This window comes from Pseudomonas idahonensis (assembly GCF_037903935.1).
Classification (GTDB): Bacteria; Pseudomonadota; Gammaproteobacteria; order Pseudomonadales; family Pseudomonadaceae; genus Aquipseudomonas; species Aquipseudomonas danubii.
This window is the reverse complement of the sequence record NZ_CP149586.1, coordinates 6,427,551-6,444,211: the sequence shown is the minus strand read 5'-3', so window position 1 is coordinate 6,444,211 and position 16,661 is coordinate 6,427,551. Positions and strand designations below refer to the sequence as shown.

Here is a 16,661-nt window from a genome sequence, read left to right as displayed (position 1 = left end):
GCGAGCCCCTGAATGGAAGAACTCAATCGCAGCCTGTTCCTGGCCATCAATGCCAGCGCCGAGGCATCGCTGCCGATGCGTGAACTGGCGATTTTTCTCGCCCAGTGGGTGGTCCTTTGTGTCCCGCTGCTGCTCCTGGTGCTCTGGGTCTTTGGCGAGCGCCGGCAGAAAATGATCGTCCTGCTGGCGACCTCGAGCATCGTGGTCGCCCTGGCCTGCAACCTGGTGATCCGTGGCCTGTGGTTTCATCCGCGGCCCTTCATGCTGGAGTTGGGGCAGAATTTCCTCGCCCATGCGCCTGGAGCCTCTTTCCCCAGCGACCACGCCAGCGGCATGTTCGCCATGGCTTTTGCCCTGATCCTGGCGTCCTTGCGCAAGACCGGGCTGGTCATGCTGGCGCTGGCCGTGCTGGTGAGCTGGGCGCGGGTCTACCTGGGCGTGCATTTCCCCTTCGATATTCTTGGCGGTTGCCTGGTGGGTTTGTTCAGCGCATGGCTGGTACGCCTGGGCCTGGCCTGGCGACAGCTGGATCAGCGTCTGCTGGATGTACTGGAGTTTGTGTATCAGCGACTGCTGGCGGCGGGACGCCGGGGTTCCTGAAACCACGGCGCCCAGCCCCAGGCTCAATGCCCGTGGCTGCGGCCTACGTGGGACGGCTCGGCCTCGCTGGGGGCCACTGAACCGCTGACTTCCAGGCGCTGGAGGATGCCGCAGTGATCCAGGTCCGGCCCTTCGCTGCAGCGCTGGCGCAGGTCCAGCAGTTGTTCCTGGAGCACCAGTAACCCGTCGATGCGGGCCTTGACGTGGTGGATGTGCTCGTCGATCAGGGCGTTGACGCTGGCGCACTGGCCTTCGGGGCTGTCCCGCAGGTTGAGCAGGCTGCGGATTTCCTCGAGGGTCATGTCCAGGCTGCGGCAGTTGCGGATAAAGGTCAGGCGTTCGGTGTGGGCCTGGGTGTAGAGGCGGTAGTTGCCTTCGCTGCGGGCCGGCTCCGGCAGCAGTCCTTCGCGCTCGTAGTAGCGGATGGTCTCGACCTGACAGTCGGTGAGTTTCGCCAGTTCGCCAATCTTCATTGCCGTCGTCTCCGAATGGGTGCTTGACCCTATAGTGGCTACAGGGTGTTCACTTGGCAACAAGCACCTTTATACGGACGCGACCCCTATGAGCGACTCCATTCACAACCCGCGCAAACCCGACGCCCAGCACGCCCATGCTGATCACGATCACGATCACGATCACGATCACGATCACGATCACGATCACGATCACGATCACAGCCATGCCCCTGCCTCTGCGGGCAAGCTGCAGCCGGTCAAGGCGCATGATCACGCCACCCACGGTGCCTCCTGCTGCGGTTCTGCCGGCCCGGCGCCGTCCAAGGTCACCCTGAGCGAAACACCGACTGCCGGCGCGCGTCTGAGCAGCTTCCGCATTGAAGCCATGGATTGCCCCACCGAGCAGACCCTGATCCAGAACAAGCTGGGCAAGCTGGCGGGGGTTCAGGCGCTGGAGTTCAACCTGATGAACCGCGTGCTGGGGGTGACCCACGACCTGTCGAGCACGACGCCGATCATCGAAGCGATCAAATCCCTGGGCATGCACGCCGAGCCTCTGCAGCAGGACGGCGCCGAAGTCGCGCCTGCCGCAGCGCCGGTGAAGAAAGCCTGGTGGCCGCTGGCCCTGTCCGGTATCGGCGCGCTGGCCGCCGAAGTCATTCACTTCACCAATGCCGCACCCGACTGGGTCGTGGCGCTGGTGGCCCTGGTGTCGATCCTCAGTGGCGGCCTGGGCACCTACAAGAAGGGCTGGATCGCCCTGAAGAACCGCAACCTGAATATCAATGCGCTGATGAGCATTGCCGTGACCGGTGCCGTGCTGATCGGCCAATGGCCGGAAGCGGCGATGGTGATGTTCCTGTTCACCGTGGCCGAGTTGATCGAGGCCCGCTCCCTGGACCGGGCGCGCAACGCCATCAGCGGCCTGATGCAGATGACCCCGGAACAGGTCACGGTGCAGCAGGCGGACGGCAGCTGGAGCGAACTGGAGGCGAAAAACGTCGAACTGGGCGCCCGCGTGCGAGTTCGCCCGGGAGAGCGCATCGGTCTGGACGGCGAGGTCGTGTCCGGCAGCTCGACCATCGACCAGGCGCCAATCACCGGTGAAAGCCTGCCGGTGGAAAAGACCGTGGGCGACAAGGTGTTCGCCGGCACCATCAACCAGGCCGGTTCCCTGGAATATCGGGTGACCGCCGCCGCCAACAACTCGACCCTGGCACGGATCATCCACGCCGTGGAGCAGGCTCAGGGCGCTCGGGCGCCGACTCAGCGCTTCGTCGATACCTTCTCGAAAATCTACACCCCGGCGGTATTCGCCTTCGCCCTGGCCGTGGCGCTGATTCCGCCGCTGTTCATGGGGTGCGTCTGGTTCGACTGGATCTACCGCGCCCTGGTGTTGCTGGTGGTGGCCTGTCCCTGTGCCCTGGTGATCTCCACCCCGGTGAGCATCGTCAGCGGCCTGGCGGCTGCGGCCCGCAAGGGCATCCTGGTCAAGGGCGGGGTCTACCTGGAGGGCGGTTACAAGCTCGACTACCTGGCCCTGGACAAGACCGGCACCATCACCCACGGCAAACCGGTACAGACCGATTTCCTGTCCCTGGACCCGTTGGCGCAGGACACGGCCCCGGCCCTGGCCGCGAGCCTGGCGGGACGTTCCGATCACCCGGTGTCCCTGGCCATTGCCCATGCGGCTGTGGAAAAACAGCTGGCCATGCACCCTGTGGATAACTTCGAAGCCCTGACCGGGCGCGGAGTGCGTGGCGAAATCAACGGTCAGCTGTATCACCTGGGCAACCACCGCCTGGTGGAAGAGCTGGGCCTGTGCTCCCCGGCCCTGGAGGAAAAACTCTTCGCCCTGGAGAAGCAGGGCAAGACCGTGGTCCTGTTGCTGGACAGCAATGGCCCCCTGGCGCTGTTCGCCGTGGCGGACACGGTCAAGGAATCCAGCCGCGAAGCCATCCAGCAGTTGCATGAGCTGGGAATCAAGACCCTGATGCTCACCGGCGACAACCCTCACACCGCCCAGGCCATTGCGGCCCAGGTGGGCATCGATCAGGCCCGGGGCGACCTGTTGCCCACCGACAAGCTGCAAGCCATCGAGGCGTTGTATGCCCAGGGGCATCGGGTGGGCATGGTGGGCGACGGCATCAACGACGCTCCGGCTCTGGCCCGTGCCGAGATAGGTTTCGCCATGGCCGCGGCGGGCACCGATACGGCCATCGAGACTGCGGATGTAGCGCTGATGGACGACGATCTGCGCAAGATTCCGGCTTTTATTCGCCTGTCGCGCCAGACCTCGGTGGTGCTCAAGCAAAATATCGCCCTGGCCCTGGTCATCAAGGCGATCTTTCTTGGGGTAACCTTTGCCGGGCTCGCCACCATGTGGATGGCGGTGTTTGCCGACATGGGCGTCAGCCTGCTGGTGGTATTCAACGGCCTGCGCCTGCTGCGCAAATAGGCCACCGTAGCGGCAAGCAACAAGCAACTGAGGGGAGAACCAGAGTGATGAACTCACACGCACCGGCTTCAGCTTGCGGCTTGCCGCTCAAAGCTTGCAGCTGCGGCAAGCCGCCATGCTGAGTGCCGAGCTGAAGGCTTTTTACATGGTCGCCCGCCTGGGCAGCATCACCCTGGCGGCGAAGAAGCTTGGCCTCAGTCAGCCGACGGTGACCACGCAGATCCGCAATCTGGAAAGCCAGTATTCGGTGGAGCTGTTCTACCGCGGCGGTCGCCGCCTGAGCCTCAGCGACGAAGGCACGCGCCTGCTGCCCATGGTCAAGGACCTGTTGCAGCAGGAGGCTGACATCGAGTTCTTCCTGCGCAACAGCGGGCAGGTGCAAGGCACATTGCGCATCGCTGCCACCGCGCCGTACTACATCCTCGATCTGGTGAAGACTTTCCGCGAGCGGTTGCCCCAGGTCGAAGTGTCGGTGGAGATCGGCAACTCCCAGCAAGTCCTCGAAGCCCTGGAAGACTACCGGGTGGATGTGGCGGCCTCCTCGCAACTGCTGGAGGATGCGCGGCTGATCCGCCGGGTATTGGGCAGCGATCCGCTGGTGCTGGCGGTGCATCGCAACCACCCCCTGGCGGCGCTGGATCACGTGCCGCTCAATGCCCTGGCCGGGCACACCCTGTTGATGCGTGAACCGGGCTCCACCACCCGCAGCCTTACTGAAACCTTGCTCAAGGATGCCCACGTCAGCTTTGGCCCGCTGCTGGAAATCGGCAGTCGCGAATCGATCCGCGAGGCGGTGCTGCGCAATATCGGCATCAGCATCATTGCCCGTCAGGAAGTGCCCCACGATCCGCAACTGCGGGTCCTGACCATCGAGCATGCCCCGCAGATCGTCGAGTACCTGTACTGCCTCAAGGAGCGCAAGAACGCGCGCCTGCCCGCGGCCTTCCTCGGCCTGGCCCAGGAAATGGCTCCCGCCTGAAAGACCTGCATCGGCGCAGCACCTGACTGACAGGTTGAACCAAAATCCCTGAATACCACTATCGGTCGTTTTTGCCTTACTGCCATATGGCCGACGCATTACAACTCTAGGATTTGCCTCATCTGCTAGATGAGGTCCGTCCATGAACCACTCCACTGCAACTGCCCTGAGCAACCCCGGCGCGCCGATGAAGGTGCGGGGCATCCAGAAGCGTTTTGGCGCCTTCACCGCCCTGGACAACGTGTCCCTGGACGTCGCGGCCGGCGAGCTGGTGTGCCTGCTGGGCCCGTCCGGCTGCGGCAAGACCACACTGCTGCGCTGCATCGCCGGCCTTGAGCGCCAGGACCAGGGTGAGTTGTACCTGGGGGATCGGGACGTTTCGCTGTTGGCGCCACAAGCCCGGGACTACGGCATCCTGTTCCAGTCCTACGCGCTGTTTCCCAATCTCACGGTGGAAGCCAACATCGCCTACGGCCTGGCCGGTAGCGGCCGTGAGGAAGTGCGCAAGCGTGTGGCACAGATGCTGGAACTGGTCGGGCTGACCGGCAGCGAGAAGAAATACCCCGGCCAGCTGTCTGGCGGCCAGCAGCAGCGCGTCGCCCTGGCCCGTGCCCTGGCGCCGTCACCGTCGCTGCTGCTGTTGGACGAACCAATGTCGGCCCTGGACGCCCGGGTCCGCGAGCACTTGTGCACCGAGCTGCGCCAGCTGCAGCGGCGCCTGGGGATCACCACCCTGATGGTCACCCACAACCAGGACGAGGCCATGTTGATGGCCGACCGCATCGCCGTGATGAACAACGGCAAGGTCGAGCAGTACGCCACGCCCCAGGAAATCTACGATCGTCCGGCCACGCCCTTCGTCGCCGAGTTCGTCGGCCAGGGCAACTGGCTGCCTTTTAGCCGCAACAGCGACAGCCACGCCCAGGTCGGCGGGATGAATGTGCGCCTGGCCGACGATTCGGCCAAGGCCGCTTCGGGTCGCCTGTTCTGCCGTCCGGAAGCCATCAGCGTGAACCCGCCGGTGCATGAGGAAAACCTGTTCCCGGCCAAGGTCCGCGAGATCACCTTCCTCGGTAATCGCTGCCGCATGAGCTTCGAACTCAATGAGCTGCCGGGGCATGCGCTGCTGGCCGAGCTGGCCCCGGAAGCCATGCCGCGCCTGGGCGCCCAGGACATCTGGGTGGCCTTGCCGCCGCGCAGCCTCCAGGTGTTTGCCTAAGATGAGCGTGCCAATGTCCCTGCCGCTACCCGCCAAGCGGGCGCGCCAGGCTTCTCGTGCCGAGATCGGCGACCGTATCTTTGTCGTCGGCGGCAAGGTTCTGCTTCTGCTCCTGCTGGGTGTAGCGGTGCTGTTGCCCCTGTTGGCGATCTTCTGGCGCGGTTTCAGCGCCGAGGCCGGGCAGGGCGGTGGCTGGTTGGCGGCCCGTGAACTGGTGGCCAGCGACAACTTCCACTGGTTGCTGGGCAACAGCCTGAAAGTCTCCCTCAGCGTGGCCGCCATCGTGGTGCCCCTGGCTTATCTGTTCGCCTACGCGCTGCAACGCACGCTGATTCCCGGCAAGGGCCTGTGGCGTGGTCTTTCACTGTTGCCGCTGATGGCGCCGTCGATGCTGCCGGGCATTGCCCTGGTCTATCTGTTCGGCAACCAGGGGATGCTGCGTGGCCTGTTCGCCGAGAACATCTACGGCTTCTGGGGCATCGTCCTCGGCGAAGTCATCTACACCTTTCCCCATGCCCTGATGATCCTGCTCTCGGCCCTGTCCCTGGCGGATGCGCGGCTGTTCGATGCCGCATCGAGCATGGGCGCCAGCCCCGCCAAGGCCTTTCGCAGCATCACCTGGCCGGCCACCCGGCAAGCGGTGTTCGCCGCGTTCTGCCTGGTGTTCACCCTGACCATCACCGACTTCGGCGTGCCGGTGGTGGTGGGCGGCGACTATCAGGTCCTGGCCCTGGAGGCCTACAAGGCGGTGGTGGGCCAGCAGCAGTTCGGCCGCGGCGCCTTGATCGGCATGGTGTTGCTGCTGCCGGCGTTGTTCAGCTTCGGCGTCGATGCCTGGTTGCGCCGTCGTCATGGCGACTCCATGAGCGGTCGTGCCCAGGTGTTCAAACCGGCGCCGTCGCGGCTGCGCGATGGTTGCTACCTGGCCATCGTGCTGCTGATCTGCGCGACCTTGCTGCTGGTGTTCGGCATGGCGGTGTATTCCTCCCTGGTGAAGTTCTGGCCCTACAACCTGTCGCTGTCGCTGAACCACTACCAGTTCAACGACACCGCCGGTGGCGGCTGGCTGGCCTACCGCAACAGCCTGACCATGGCCCTGTGCACAGCGTTGATCGGCAGTGTGGTGATCTTCACGGGGGCCTACCTGATGGAGAAAACCAGCGGCCAGCGTGGCCTGAACCTGGCGTTGCGCATGCTCAGCTTCGTGCCGATGGCGGTGCCCGGTTTGGTGCTCGGCCTGGGCTACGTGTTCTTCTTCAACCTCAACGGCAATCCGCTGCATGTGTTCTACGGCAGCATGGCCCTGCTGGTGGTGTGCACCATCGCCCACTACCTGACCACCGCGCAGATGACTGCCACCACCGCCCTGCGCCAGCTGGATGCCGAGTTCGAGGCCGCCGCGCTGTCGCTAAAGGCGCCGCTGTACCGGCACTACCTGCGGGTTACCGTACCGATCTGCCTGCCGGCGTTGCTGGACATCGTGCGCTACCTGTTCGTCTCGGCCATGACCACGGTGTCGGCAGCGATCTTTCTCTACAGCCCCGACACCATCCTCGCCGCCGTGGCCGTGCTGAACATGGACGACGCCGGCAATGTGGGCGGCGCTGCGGCGATGTCGACCCTGATCCTGTTCACCTCGGCCGGCGTCTCGCTGCTGCTGGCCGGGGCTTCCCGCGGGCTGTTGCGCCGCTCCCAGGCCTGGCGGCAAAGCGCCCCGGGCCACTGATTTCCTGCTCACTCACCCTCTGATCTGCACTCACTAAGGAACCGCACCATGTTCAAGCCCCTGGCTCTTGCCGCTGCCGTCCTCTCTGCTGTCAGCCTGAACGCCTTTGCTGCGAAAACCGAACTGACGGTCTACACGGCCCTTGAAGCCGAGCAATTGAAGTCCTACAAGCAAGCCTTCGAAAAGGCCAACCCGGACGTGGAGATCAAGTGGGTGCGTGATTCCACCGGGATCATCACCGCCAAGCTGCTGGCGGAAAAAGCCCGGCCACAAGCGGACGCGGTCTGGGGCCTGGCGGCGTCCAGCCTGGCGATCCTCGATCAGCAGGGCATGCTGCAAAGCTACGCGCCCAAGGACCTGGGCAAGATCGGCCCGAACTACCGCGACGCCGCCAACCCACCGGCCTGGGTCGGCATGGACGTGTGGGCCGCGACCATCTGTTTCAACACCGTGGAGGCCGAGAAGCAGGGCCTGACCAAACCGGTGAGCTGGCAGGACCTGACCAAGCCCGAGTACAAGGGCAAGATCGTCATGCCCAACCCGGCGTCCTCGGGCACCGGCTTCCTTGACGTCAGCGCCTGGCTGCAGACCTTCGGCGAGAAACAGGGCTGGCAGTACATGGATGACCTGCACCAGAACATCGGTCAGTACGTCCACTCCGGTTCCAAGCCGTGCAAGCTGGCCGCCGCCGGCGAGTTCCCGATCGGCATTTCCTTCGAATACCCGGCCGTGCAGCTCAAGCGCCAGGGCGCGCCGCTGGACATCATCCTGCCCAAGGAAGGCCTGGGCTGGGAAATCGAAGCCACGGCAGTGATCAAGGGCACCCCTCATGAAGAGGCGGCGAAGAAGCTCGCCGACTTCTCCGCCAGCCCCGAAGCCATGGAGCTGTACAAGGAAAACTTCGCCGTACTGGCTCAGCCCGGCATCGCCAAGCCGCAGACCGAACTGCCAGCGGACTACGAGCAGCGCCTGATCAAGAATGACTTTGCCTGGGCCTCGAAGAACCGCGACCAGATCCTCGCCGAATGGCGCAAGCGCTATGACGGCAAGTCGGAAAAGGTTGCCAAGCAGTAACCGATCAATCGCTTTCGCCGGCCAGCCGCTTCTACCGGGTTTGTAGAAGCCGGCTCGCCGGCGAAGGCGCTTCCCACCAGGACACCACTCATGACCCATCACAGCGATCTACTGATCGTCGGCGCCGGCATCCTCGGCCTGTCCCACGCCTACGCGGCTGCCAAACGCGGTCTGCGGGTGCGAGTTTTCGAGCGCAGCGCCACGCCCCTGGGGGCTTCGGTGCGCAACTTCGGCCAGGCCCTGGTCACCGGCCAGCCACCTGGCCCCATGCTGGAGCTGGCCCGTGCCAGCCGAGAGATCTGGGCGGATTGGCAGCAACTGGCCGGCTTGTCACTCAAGCGCAACGGTTCTTACCTGTTCGCCCGCAGCGAAGCCGAAGAGCAGTTGCTGGAGGCCTTCTGTGCCGGCCGCGCGCGCGAGCACGGCTACCGCGTCGAGCTGCTTCAGGGCGCGGCGCTGAATGATCTGTACGGCGGTCAATTCCGCCATCACCGGGCGGCGTTGCACGGTCTGGACGACCAGCAACTGTATTCCCGGGAAGCCATCCCGCTATTGATCGACTACCTGCGCCGCGACCTGGGGGTGCAGTTCCACTTTTCGACCCTGGTGCGTGACATCGAGCCGGGGCAACTGCACAGCACCGCTGGCCGCTTCCACGCGCCACGCATCGTGCTGTGTTCGGGGCACGATTATCAGACCCTGCTGGCCGAGCAGATCGCCGCCTTGCAACCGCAGATCTGCCGCTTGCAGATGCTTCGCGCCCGGCCCCAGGTCAACCTGAACCTGCAACATGCGTTGCTCACCGGGCTCAGTTGCGTGCATTACGGCGCCTTTGCCGATCTGCCGGAAGCGGCCGCCGTACAGGCGCAGATCCTGCGTGAAGCGCCACACCTGCATGAGCACGGCATTCACTTGCTGATCAGTCCAACCCCCTATGGTGAGGTGATCATCGGCGATTCCCATGATTACGGCAGCGATCCGTCGCCTTTCAATGGCGAACAGGTGGATAACTGGTTGATCGAGCTGGCCGAGCAGACCCTGGGCTGCAAGGTCCAGGTGGTGGAGCGCTGGCAGGGCGTCTATGGTGCTCGCGGGCCCGGGCCGTTCTCCTTCCTGGAGGCGGCACCCGGGGTTCATGTGGCGCTGATGCACACCGGGGTCGGCATGAGCGTCGGTCCGGCCATGGCCGAGGGCAATATCGTCCGGGTACTGGAGGAGGCGTGATGAGTCGCCAGCAAGTGATTGACGAGGTTTTCGGCCTGTACGAGCGCTTTGGCGATGACGACTACATTGGCGAGCCGGTGTCGCAGATCGAGCATATGTCCCAGGCGGCGCAGTTGGCCCTGGCGGAAGGTTATGACGACGAAGTGGTGCTGGCGGCGTTCTTCCACGATATCGGGCACATCTGTCAGCAGGATGCCGAGAACATGGGCGGTTTTGGCGTGGTCAGCCATGAGCGCCTGGGGGCCGATTATCTGCGCCGGGCGGGCTTCAGCGAGCGCCTGGCACGACTGGTGGAATACCACGTCCAGGCCAAGCGTTACCTGACGTTCAAGGAGCGGGGGTACTACCAGCGGCTGAGCGAGGCCAGCCGACGCACCCTGGCGTATCAGGGTGGGGTGATGAGCGCGGCAGAGGCGGCGGCCTTTGAACTCGACCCGCTGTGTGCGTTGAGCTTGCGCATGCGTCACTGGGACGAGCAGGCCAAGGAAATGTGGGTGCCGGTGATGGACCTGCAGATCCTCAAGGACAAGGCCTTGGCGCTGCTTTGATCGTGGTTCAGGCTTGGTTTTTGTAGCCGCTGCCGCAGGCTGCGAACGGCTCCGCAGGAGGCGCCGCTTTTGGGGGTGTTGAAGGTCCTGCGGCCCTTGGCGCAGCCTCGCGGGCTCGGCAGCGGCTACAGCAGATGTTGAGCCAGCGCCTCGATCTGCTCCTGGCGCTCGGCCTGGCTCAGGCGCGCATGGGGATTGAGCGACGACCACTGCGGATGAGCCCGAGCCTTGCTCAAGGCTGGCGGCAATTTGCCCTCGCGCCAGCTCTTATCCTCCGGCGTGGCCAGGCGGATGCTGTCCATGGCCGCGTGTCCGCGCAGGTTCAGCGCCTGCACCAGCTGCCGCTGACGCAGGGCCAACAGCCGCAGCACGCTGTCGTCCACGGTCAATTCGCGCTGGCCCTTGAGCTTGCCCAGCAGGCGACTGCCATAACTGCGTGTGGTCTGTAGCGCGCCGCCGGCAATGGCCCCGGCCAACGCCGCGGCGCCCAGGGTCAAGCCGCCCACCAGCAGATCCACGCCGGCCCCGGCCGCCGCGCCCGCGGCAATCCCGCCACCGACACGCACCCCCAGTTGCTTGAGGGTTTCCGGGTTGAACAGGTCGTCACCCCAGCGCCCGTCCAGCAGCGGCAGATCGCTGGCCGAGGCGTCCTGAGGGCGAAAAGCGTAGAGCTTGAGCAGGGCTTCGACGCAGCGCTGTTCACGCTGGCGAATCGCCTGACGCAACTCGCTGATGGCTTGCTGTTCCTGCTGAGTGTCGCTGGCTACGCTGCGGCGGCAGGAGGCGCAGTCCACCAGCAGTTCGGCAATCAGCCGTGCCGCACTTTGCTGGCGCACCAGGCGTTGGGCCTGCTGGTCGTCGATCAGCCGTTGCAAGGCCGGGCGGGCATGCTCCAGCAGCAGGGACAGGCTTTCATACAGGCGCCGTTCGCCGTCTTCCGGTGGCGCCACGCTGTCGAACCGCACCAGGGCGTGCAGTCCCAGGCGGGCCAGGGCTTCGCGCCAATCGCCTTCACGCTGCTCGGCGCTGCTGACGAAGTTCAGCACCGGCAGCAGCGGCTTGCCGCAGCCGCTCAGCACTTCCAGCTCATCCCGGTACTTGGCCAGCACCGGTTCCCGGGCGTCGATCACATAGAGCCCGGCGTCCGAGGCCAGCAGCTGGCGCAGGACCTTGGCTTCCTGCTCGAAGCGTTGCCGAGCCTCGCTGCCGTCGAGAAAGCGTGCCAGCCGGGCCGGGCCGTCCAGGCGCTCGCCCGGGCGTTCCAGGCGCTCCAGATAGTCCAGCAGGGCGATGGCGTCTTCCAGGCCCGGGGTGTCGTAGAGCTCCAGCAGGGGCTGGCCATCCACCGACAGGCGGGCGCCCTCCACATGCCGGGTGGTGCTGGGGCGGTGGGAGACTTCGCCAAAGTCCACGTCCCGGGTCAGGGTGCGCAGCAGTGAGGTCTTGCCGACGTTGGTGTGGCCGACCACCGCCAGTTTCAGCGGCTTTTGGCGAGCATCAGTCATGACCGGTCTCCAGCCAGTTGAGGGGCGCGCAATCGGCGAACGGCAGCTCCAGCTGCTGCAGGGCGGTGTGCCAATCGCCCAGGCGGTCGGCATCCAGGGCCTGGCCGGGCGGAGCTTGCAGCAGCCAGACCCGGGTGGCCGTGGCGCTGCGGGCCAGTTCGGCGATCAGTCCCAGGCTGCCGCGATCCGGCGAGCGTCGCGGATCGCAGGCGATCACCAGGCGCGCCGGGGGGAAGCGGCTCATCTGTTCCAGCAGGCGGTTGCGCGACTCGCGGCTGTCGAGGATGCCGGCATTCTTGACGCTGTCCGGCAGTTGCGGTGGCCAGGGGCGCTGCTCGTCCAGCTCGATGGCCACCAGCAAGGCGCCGCTGCTGTCCTGGGCGCTGACGCCGCCTTCGACGCGATGCAGTTGCTCGGGTGCCGCATCGTTGACCCCAAGGCGTTCGCTGCTGGGCATCAGGCGTTCACGCAACTGGCTGTAGCCCGGCAGCTTGAGGTCCAGTTGCAGGCGGGCCAGACCGTGTTTCCAGCGCCAGCGGCAGAACAGCATCAGCACCAGGCGTGGCAGTACGCCGTAGATCACCACCAGCACCACCAGCCAGATGGCCCAGGATTGGCGGACCAGCTCGGTGTTGTAGACGTCCCGGGTGCTGGCCTGGATGCTCGCCAAGCTCGGCGCGCCAAAGCCCAGGCCACGGGGCAGGGCACTCAAGGTGTTGGTAATGGCCACGAAGGCATCGGCGCCCAGCAGGGTGCTTTCCCAGACAAAGCTGTAGCGGTGGGTGGTCAGCAGCAACAGCAGCATGACCACGGCGCTGAACAGGGCCAGGCACCACAGGCCGTTGACCAGGGCGCCCAGGGCCCAGCGATTGAGCTTGCGCCGCTGCAGCAACAGCAGCAGGGCCGGTGGTAACTGCGCGGCTTTGGCGTCGCGGGAGAACTTTTCACTCAGCCATAGCCACAGCCGGCCCAGGCTGGCGCTGTGCTCGCCGGCGAACAGCAGACCGATCAGCCAGCTCAGCAGCAGGATCAGGTTCAGGCCCAGCAGGCTGCCCAGGGCCCAGAACACATTGACCGGTTGCTGGGTGTTGCCCAGGGCGCTGAAGGCCAGGCCGGCACCGCTGAGGACCGCCAATACTGCCAGCATCAGCAAGGCCAGGCGTGCGTCTTGCAGCCAGTGCAGCAGAGCGCTGTGCAGGCCGTCGCGCTGTGCCAGCCACAGGGCACGGGTCTGGATGCGGGTGGCCAGGTCGCCGCCCTGGTTGCGGGCCAGGCGGTTGGCTTCCTGATCGTCCAGTGGCCCGGCGTGCTCCTCGCGCAGGCGCACGGTTTCGGTCAACCACAGTCGTTGCAGGGGAGTCAGTGCAGTCACGCGTCATTCCATCGCTTTAAAGTGCGCTGAGCATAACTGCTGCAGCGGCGGTCGGGTGAAGTTGCCAGGCTTGGGCCCTCTGGTATCCTCGCCGGCATGAAAAAATCTCTCCCTCTCAGCCTGATCGCGGCCCTCGGTGAAAACCGCGTGATCGGCGTCGACAACAGCATGCCCTGGCACTTGCCGGGGGATTTCAAATACTTCAAGGCCACGACCCTGGGCAAGCCGATCATCATGGGGCGCAAGACCTGGGACTCCCTGGGCCGGCCCTTGCCGGGGCGGTTGAATATCGTGGTCAGTCGTCAGACCGATCTGGTGCTCGAAGGTGCCGAGGTTTATCCGTCATTGGCGGCCGCGGTGGCCCGGGCCGAGGAGTGGGCCCTGGAGCAGGGGGCCGACGAGCTGATGCTGATAGGCGGCGCGCAGCTCTATAGCCAAGGCCTGGAGCAGGCCGATCGTCTGTATCTGACGCGGGTGGCCTTGAGCCCGGAAGGGGATGCCTGGTTTCCAGCGTTCGATCTGGACCAATGGCAGTTGGTGTCGGATGTGCCGAATCCGCCGGAAGGGGACAAGCCGGCGTACCGCTTCGAGGTGTGGGAGAAGCGTTAAGCGCTTCGCCGGCAAGTCGTCCCTTGTAGGAGGTGGCTTGCCGGCGAAGAGGTCAATCAAGCCTGAGCCAGTTCCGCGTGCTCATCGGCGTCCAGCAACGCCTTGTCGGTTTGCTGCATCACTTGGCTGGTGATGGCGCCGGCGGTCATCGAACCGCTGACGTTCAGCGCCGTGCGGCCCATGTCGATCAGCGGCTCCACGGAAATCAGCAGCGCCACCAATGACACCGGCAAGCCCATGGCCGGTAGTACGATCAGTGCGGCGAAGGTCGCGCCGCCGCCCACGCCGGCCACGCCCGCGGAACTCAAGGTCACGATAGCCACCAGGGTGGCGATCCACAGCGGGTCCAGCGGGTTGATGCCCACGGTGGGGGCAACCATCACCGCCAGCATGGCCGGGTACAGGCCGGCGCAGCCGTTCTGGCCGATGGTGGCGCCGAACGAGGCGGCAAAGCTGGCGATGGACTGGGGAATGCCCAGGCGCCGGGTCTGGGCTTCGATGCTCAGGGGAATGCTGGCGGCGCTGGAGCGGCTAGTGAAGGCGAAGGTCAGCACCGGCCAGATCTTGCGGAAGAAGCGCAGCGGGTTGATCCCGGCCAGGGCCACCAGCAGGCCGTGGACCACGAACATCAGGCCCAGGCCGAGGTAGGACACCACCACGAAACTGCCGAGCTTGATGATGTCCTGCAGGTTGGAACCGGCCACCACCTTGGTCATCAGCGCCAGCACGCCGTACGGGGTCAGTTTCATCACCAGGCGCACCAGGCGCATCACCCAGGCTTGCAGGGTGTCGATGGCGTTGAGCACTTTCTGACCCTTGTCGGCATCATCCTTGAGCAGCTGCAGCGCCGCGACACCGAGGAAGGCGGCGAAGATCACCACGCTGATGATCGAGGTCGGCTTGGCCCGGGCCAGGTCGGCGAAAGGGTTCTGCGGGATGAACGACAGCAGCAGCTGCGGCACGTTGAGGTCGGCGACCTTGCCGGCGTAATCGCTCTGGATCACTTGCAGGCGGGCCATTTCCTGGGTGCCGGCCACCAGCCCTTCGGCCGTGAGGCCGAACAGGTTGGTCAGGCCGATGCCCACCAGCGCTGCGATGGCGGTGGTGAACAGCAGGGTGCCGATGGTCAGGAAGCTGATCTTGCCCAGGGACGAGGCGTTGTGCAGGCGGGCCACGGCGCTGAGGATCGAGGCGAACACCAGTGGGATCACGATCATCTGCAGCAACTGCACGTAGCCATTGCCCACCAGGTCGAACCAGCTGATGGAGGCCTTGAGCACCGGGTGGCCGGCGCCGTAGAGGCTGTGCAGGGCGATGCCGAAAACCACGCCCAGCACCAGGGCCAGCAGGACCTTCTTGGCCAGGCTCCAGGTGGTGTGGCGGGTTTGTGCCAGGCCCAGCAGCAGGGCCAGGAACACCAGCAGGTTGAGGATCAGCGGCAGATTCATTGGGGCTCCGATAAGACTTGTGTCAATCGCGGCTCAGGGCGATTGCGAACCGGCAAGCCTAACAGCTTGAAATCTATTGAATTAATAACGATATCGCATGGCAACTGTCGTTTTTGGAATAAGCGGCTGACGCTCAGGCGCATGTGGTTGGCGCTCTCGGGACGCAAGCGGTCGCGTAGAGACGGGAACTGTCACAGGGATTTGTTAGCGTCGAACCTTTCACTCAGGGAGAAACCGCAGATGAAGTTCGCGCCGAAATTTCTAGCCGTTGCACTCTGCCTGGGCCTTGCCGGCCAGGCCTTCGCCACCGAGTTGAAGCACTGGCCGCAGGAGCAGGCCAAGCAGCTGGACGCGATGATCGCGGCCAACGCCAACAAGGGTAACTTCGCGGTGTTCGACATGGACAACACCAGTTACCGCTACGACCTGGAAGAGTCCCTGCTGCCCTTCATGGAAAACAAGGGGCTGATCACCCGCGAGAGCCTCGACCCGTCGCTGAAACTGATTCCGTTCAAGGACACCGCCGAGCACAAGGAAAGTCTGTTCAGCTACTACTACCGCCTGTGTGAAATCGACGACATGGTCTGCTACCCCTGGGTGGCCCAGGTGTTCTCCGGCTTCACCCTCAAGGAACTCAAGGGCTACGTCGACGAGCTGATGGCATCCGGCAAGCCGGTGCCGAGCACCTATTACGACGGTGACGTGGTCAAGACCATCGAGGTCAACCCGCCCAAGGTCTTCACCGGGCAGACCGAGCTGTACAACAAACTGATGGAGAACGGCATCGAGGTCTATGTGATGACCGCCGCCTCCGAAGAACTGGTGCGCATGGTCGCCTCCGATCCCAAGTACGGCTACAACGTCAAGCCGCAGAACGTGATTGGCGTGACCACCCTGCTCAAGGACCGCAAGACCGGCGCCCTGACCACCGCGCGCAAGCAGATCACCGACGGCAAGTACGACGAGAAGGCCAACCTTGGCCTGGAACTGACGCCTTACCTGTGGACCCCGGCCACCTGGATGGCGGGCAAGCACGCGGCGATCCTGACCTACATCGACGAGTGGAAGAAACCGGTGCTGGTAGGTGGCGACACCCCGACCAGCGACGGCTACATGCTGTTCCATGATGTGGACGTGGCCAAGGGCGGCATCCACCTGTGGATCAACCGCAAGGACAAGTACATGACCCAGCTCAACGGCATGATGGCCAAGCACGCCGCGGCCCAGGCCAAGGAAGGGCTGCCGGTGACGGCGGACAAGAACTGGGTAATCGTCAAGCCCGAAGACATCCAGTAATCCTGCCCCTACACCGCCCCTCTGTAGGAGCCGGCTTGCCGTCTGGCGTCGTCCTCGCGGACGCTTTCGCTGGCAAGCCAGGTCCTACGGTAAACCGATCCGCCAAGCCGCTTTCATCCGTAGGAGCCGGCTTGCCGGCGAAGAGGTC

Annotated in this window: 14 protein-coding genes; 10 read left to right on the top strand and 4 right to left on the bottom strand. The window is 64.8% G+C overall.

What is annotated here, in order from left to right; translation table 11 throughout:
* Nucleotides 1-12 precede the first annotated feature (12 nt).
* Nucleotides 13-600, top strand: coding sequence for an undecaprenyl-diphosphatase (locus tag WIN67_RS29210; RefSeq protein WP_110594299.1), 588 nt, complete (start codon nucleotides 13-15; stop codon nucleotides 598-600).
* 23 nt (nucleotides 601-623) lie between these two features.
* Here WIN67_RS29210 and cadR read toward each other — a convergent pair whose 3' ends face one another.
* Nucleotides 624-1,073: a Cd(II)/Pb(II)-responsive transcriptional regulator gene (gene cadR, locus WIN67_RS29205; protein ID WP_092308673.1), complete on the bottom strand. Its 450-nt coding sequence runs from the start codon at nucleotides 1,071-1,073 to the stop codon at nucleotides 624-626.
* 88 nt (nucleotides 1,074-1,161) lie between these two features.
* On the opposite strand from cadR, the gene WIN67_RS29200 reads away from it, so the two are divergent.
* The 7 genes from WIN67_RS29200 to WIN67_RS29170 all read left to right on the top strand — a co-directional run bounded on the left by WIN67_RS29200 (nucleotide 1,162) and on the right by WIN67_RS29170 (nucleotide 10,283).
* Entirely contained in the window at nucleotides 1,162-3,513 is a 2,352-nt protein-coding gene (locus tag WIN67_RS29200) for a heavy metal translocating P-type ATPase (RefSeq protein WP_339070380.1), read from the top strand.
* 115 nt (nucleotides 3,514-3,628) lie between these two features.
* Nucleotides 3,629-4,492, top strand: coding sequence for a LysR family transcriptional regulator (locus tag WIN67_RS29195; RefSeq protein WP_102881471.1), 864 nt, complete (start codon nucleotides 3,629-3,631; stop codon nucleotides 4,490-4,492).
* A 142-nt stretch (nucleotides 4,493-4,634) separates the two neighbouring features.
* A complete protein-coding gene (locus WIN67_RS29190; protein ID WP_102881196.1) occupies nucleotides 4,635-5,711 on the top strand; it encodes a putative 2-aminoethylphosphonate ABC transporter ATP-binding protein in 1,077 nt (358 codons plus the stop codon).
* A 1-nt stretch (nucleotide 5,712) separates the two neighbouring features.
* The gene (locus WIN67_RS29185; protein ID WP_102881195.1) at nucleotides 5,713-7,437 is read left to right on the top strand and encodes a putative 2-aminoethylphosphonate ABC transporter permease subunit; all 1,725 of its coding nucleotides are present in this window, start codon (nucleotides 5,713-5,715) and stop codon (nucleotides 7,435-7,437) included.
* 48 nt (nucleotides 7,438-7,485) lie between these two features.
* On the top strand, nucleotides 7,486-8,511 hold the full coding sequence (locus WIN67_RS29180) for a putative 2-aminoethylphosphonate ABC transporter substrate-binding protein (RefSeq protein WP_102881194.1): 1,026 nt from the start codon (nucleotides 7,486-7,488) through the stop codon (nucleotides 8,509-8,511).
* A 90-nt stretch (nucleotides 8,512-8,601) separates the two neighbouring features.
* On the top strand, nucleotides 8,602-9,735 hold the full coding sequence (locus tag WIN67_RS29175) for a TIGR03364 family FAD-dependent oxidoreductase (RefSeq protein ID WP_339070379.1): 1,134 nt from the start codon (nucleotides 8,602-8,604) through the stop codon (nucleotides 9,733-9,735).
* Nucleotides 9,735-10,283, top strand: a complete 549-nt coding sequence (locus WIN67_RS29170; protein ID WP_339070378.1) for a phosphonate degradation HD-domain oxygenase — start codon at nucleotides 9,735-9,737, stop codon at nucleotides 10,281-10,283. The genes WIN67_RS29175 and WIN67_RS29170 overlap by 1 nt, the downstream gene beginning before the upstream one ends.
* A 125-nt stretch (nucleotides 10,284-10,408) precedes the next feature.
* Here the strand turns inward: WIN67_RS29170 and WIN67_RS29165 are convergent, their stop codons facing one another.
* Both WIN67_RS29165 and WIN67_RS29160 read right to left on the bottom strand, forming a co-directional pair.
* Nucleotides 10,409-11,788, bottom strand: coding sequence for a GTPase/DUF3482 domain-containing protein (locus WIN67_RS29165; protein ID WP_339070377.1), 1,380 nt, complete (start codon nucleotides 11,786-11,788; stop codon nucleotides 10,409-10,411).
* On the bottom strand, nucleotides 11,781-13,160 hold the full coding sequence (locus WIN67_RS29160; RefSeq protein WP_339070376.1) for a DUF2868 domain-containing protein: 1,380 nt from the start codon (nucleotides 13,158-13,160) through the stop codon (nucleotides 11,781-11,783). The genes WIN67_RS29165 and WIN67_RS29160 overlap by 8 nt, the downstream gene beginning before the upstream one ends.
* Nucleotides 13,161-13,256: 96 nt before the next feature.
* Between WIN67_RS29160 and WIN67_RS29155 the strand changes: the two genes are divergently transcribed.
* Complete coding sequence (locus WIN67_RS29155; RefSeq protein WP_110594308.1) at nucleotides 13,257-13,769, top strand: dihydrofolate reductase; 513 nt, start codon at nucleotides 13,257-13,259, stop codon at nucleotides 13,767-13,769.
* A gap of 56 nt (nucleotides 13,770-13,825) precedes the next feature.
* Here the strand turns inward: WIN67_RS29155 and WIN67_RS29150 are convergent, their stop codons facing one another.
* Nucleotides 13,826-15,217, bottom strand: a complete 1,392-nt coding sequence (locus tag WIN67_RS29150) for an L-cystine transporter (protein ID WP_102881188.1) — start codon at nucleotides 15,215-15,217, stop codon at nucleotides 13,826-13,828.
* Nucleotides 15,218-15,457: 240 nt separating this feature from the next.
* Here WIN67_RS29150 and WIN67_RS29145 point away from each other — a divergent pair, with 240 nt between their 5' ends.
* Complete coding sequence (locus WIN67_RS29145) at nucleotides 15,458-16,513, top strand: haloacid dehalogenase-like hydrolase (protein WP_110594309.1); 1,056 nt, start codon at nucleotides 15,458-15,460, stop codon at nucleotides 16,511-16,513.
* The last annotated feature ends 148 nt before the right edge of the window (nucleotides 16,514-16,661 follow it).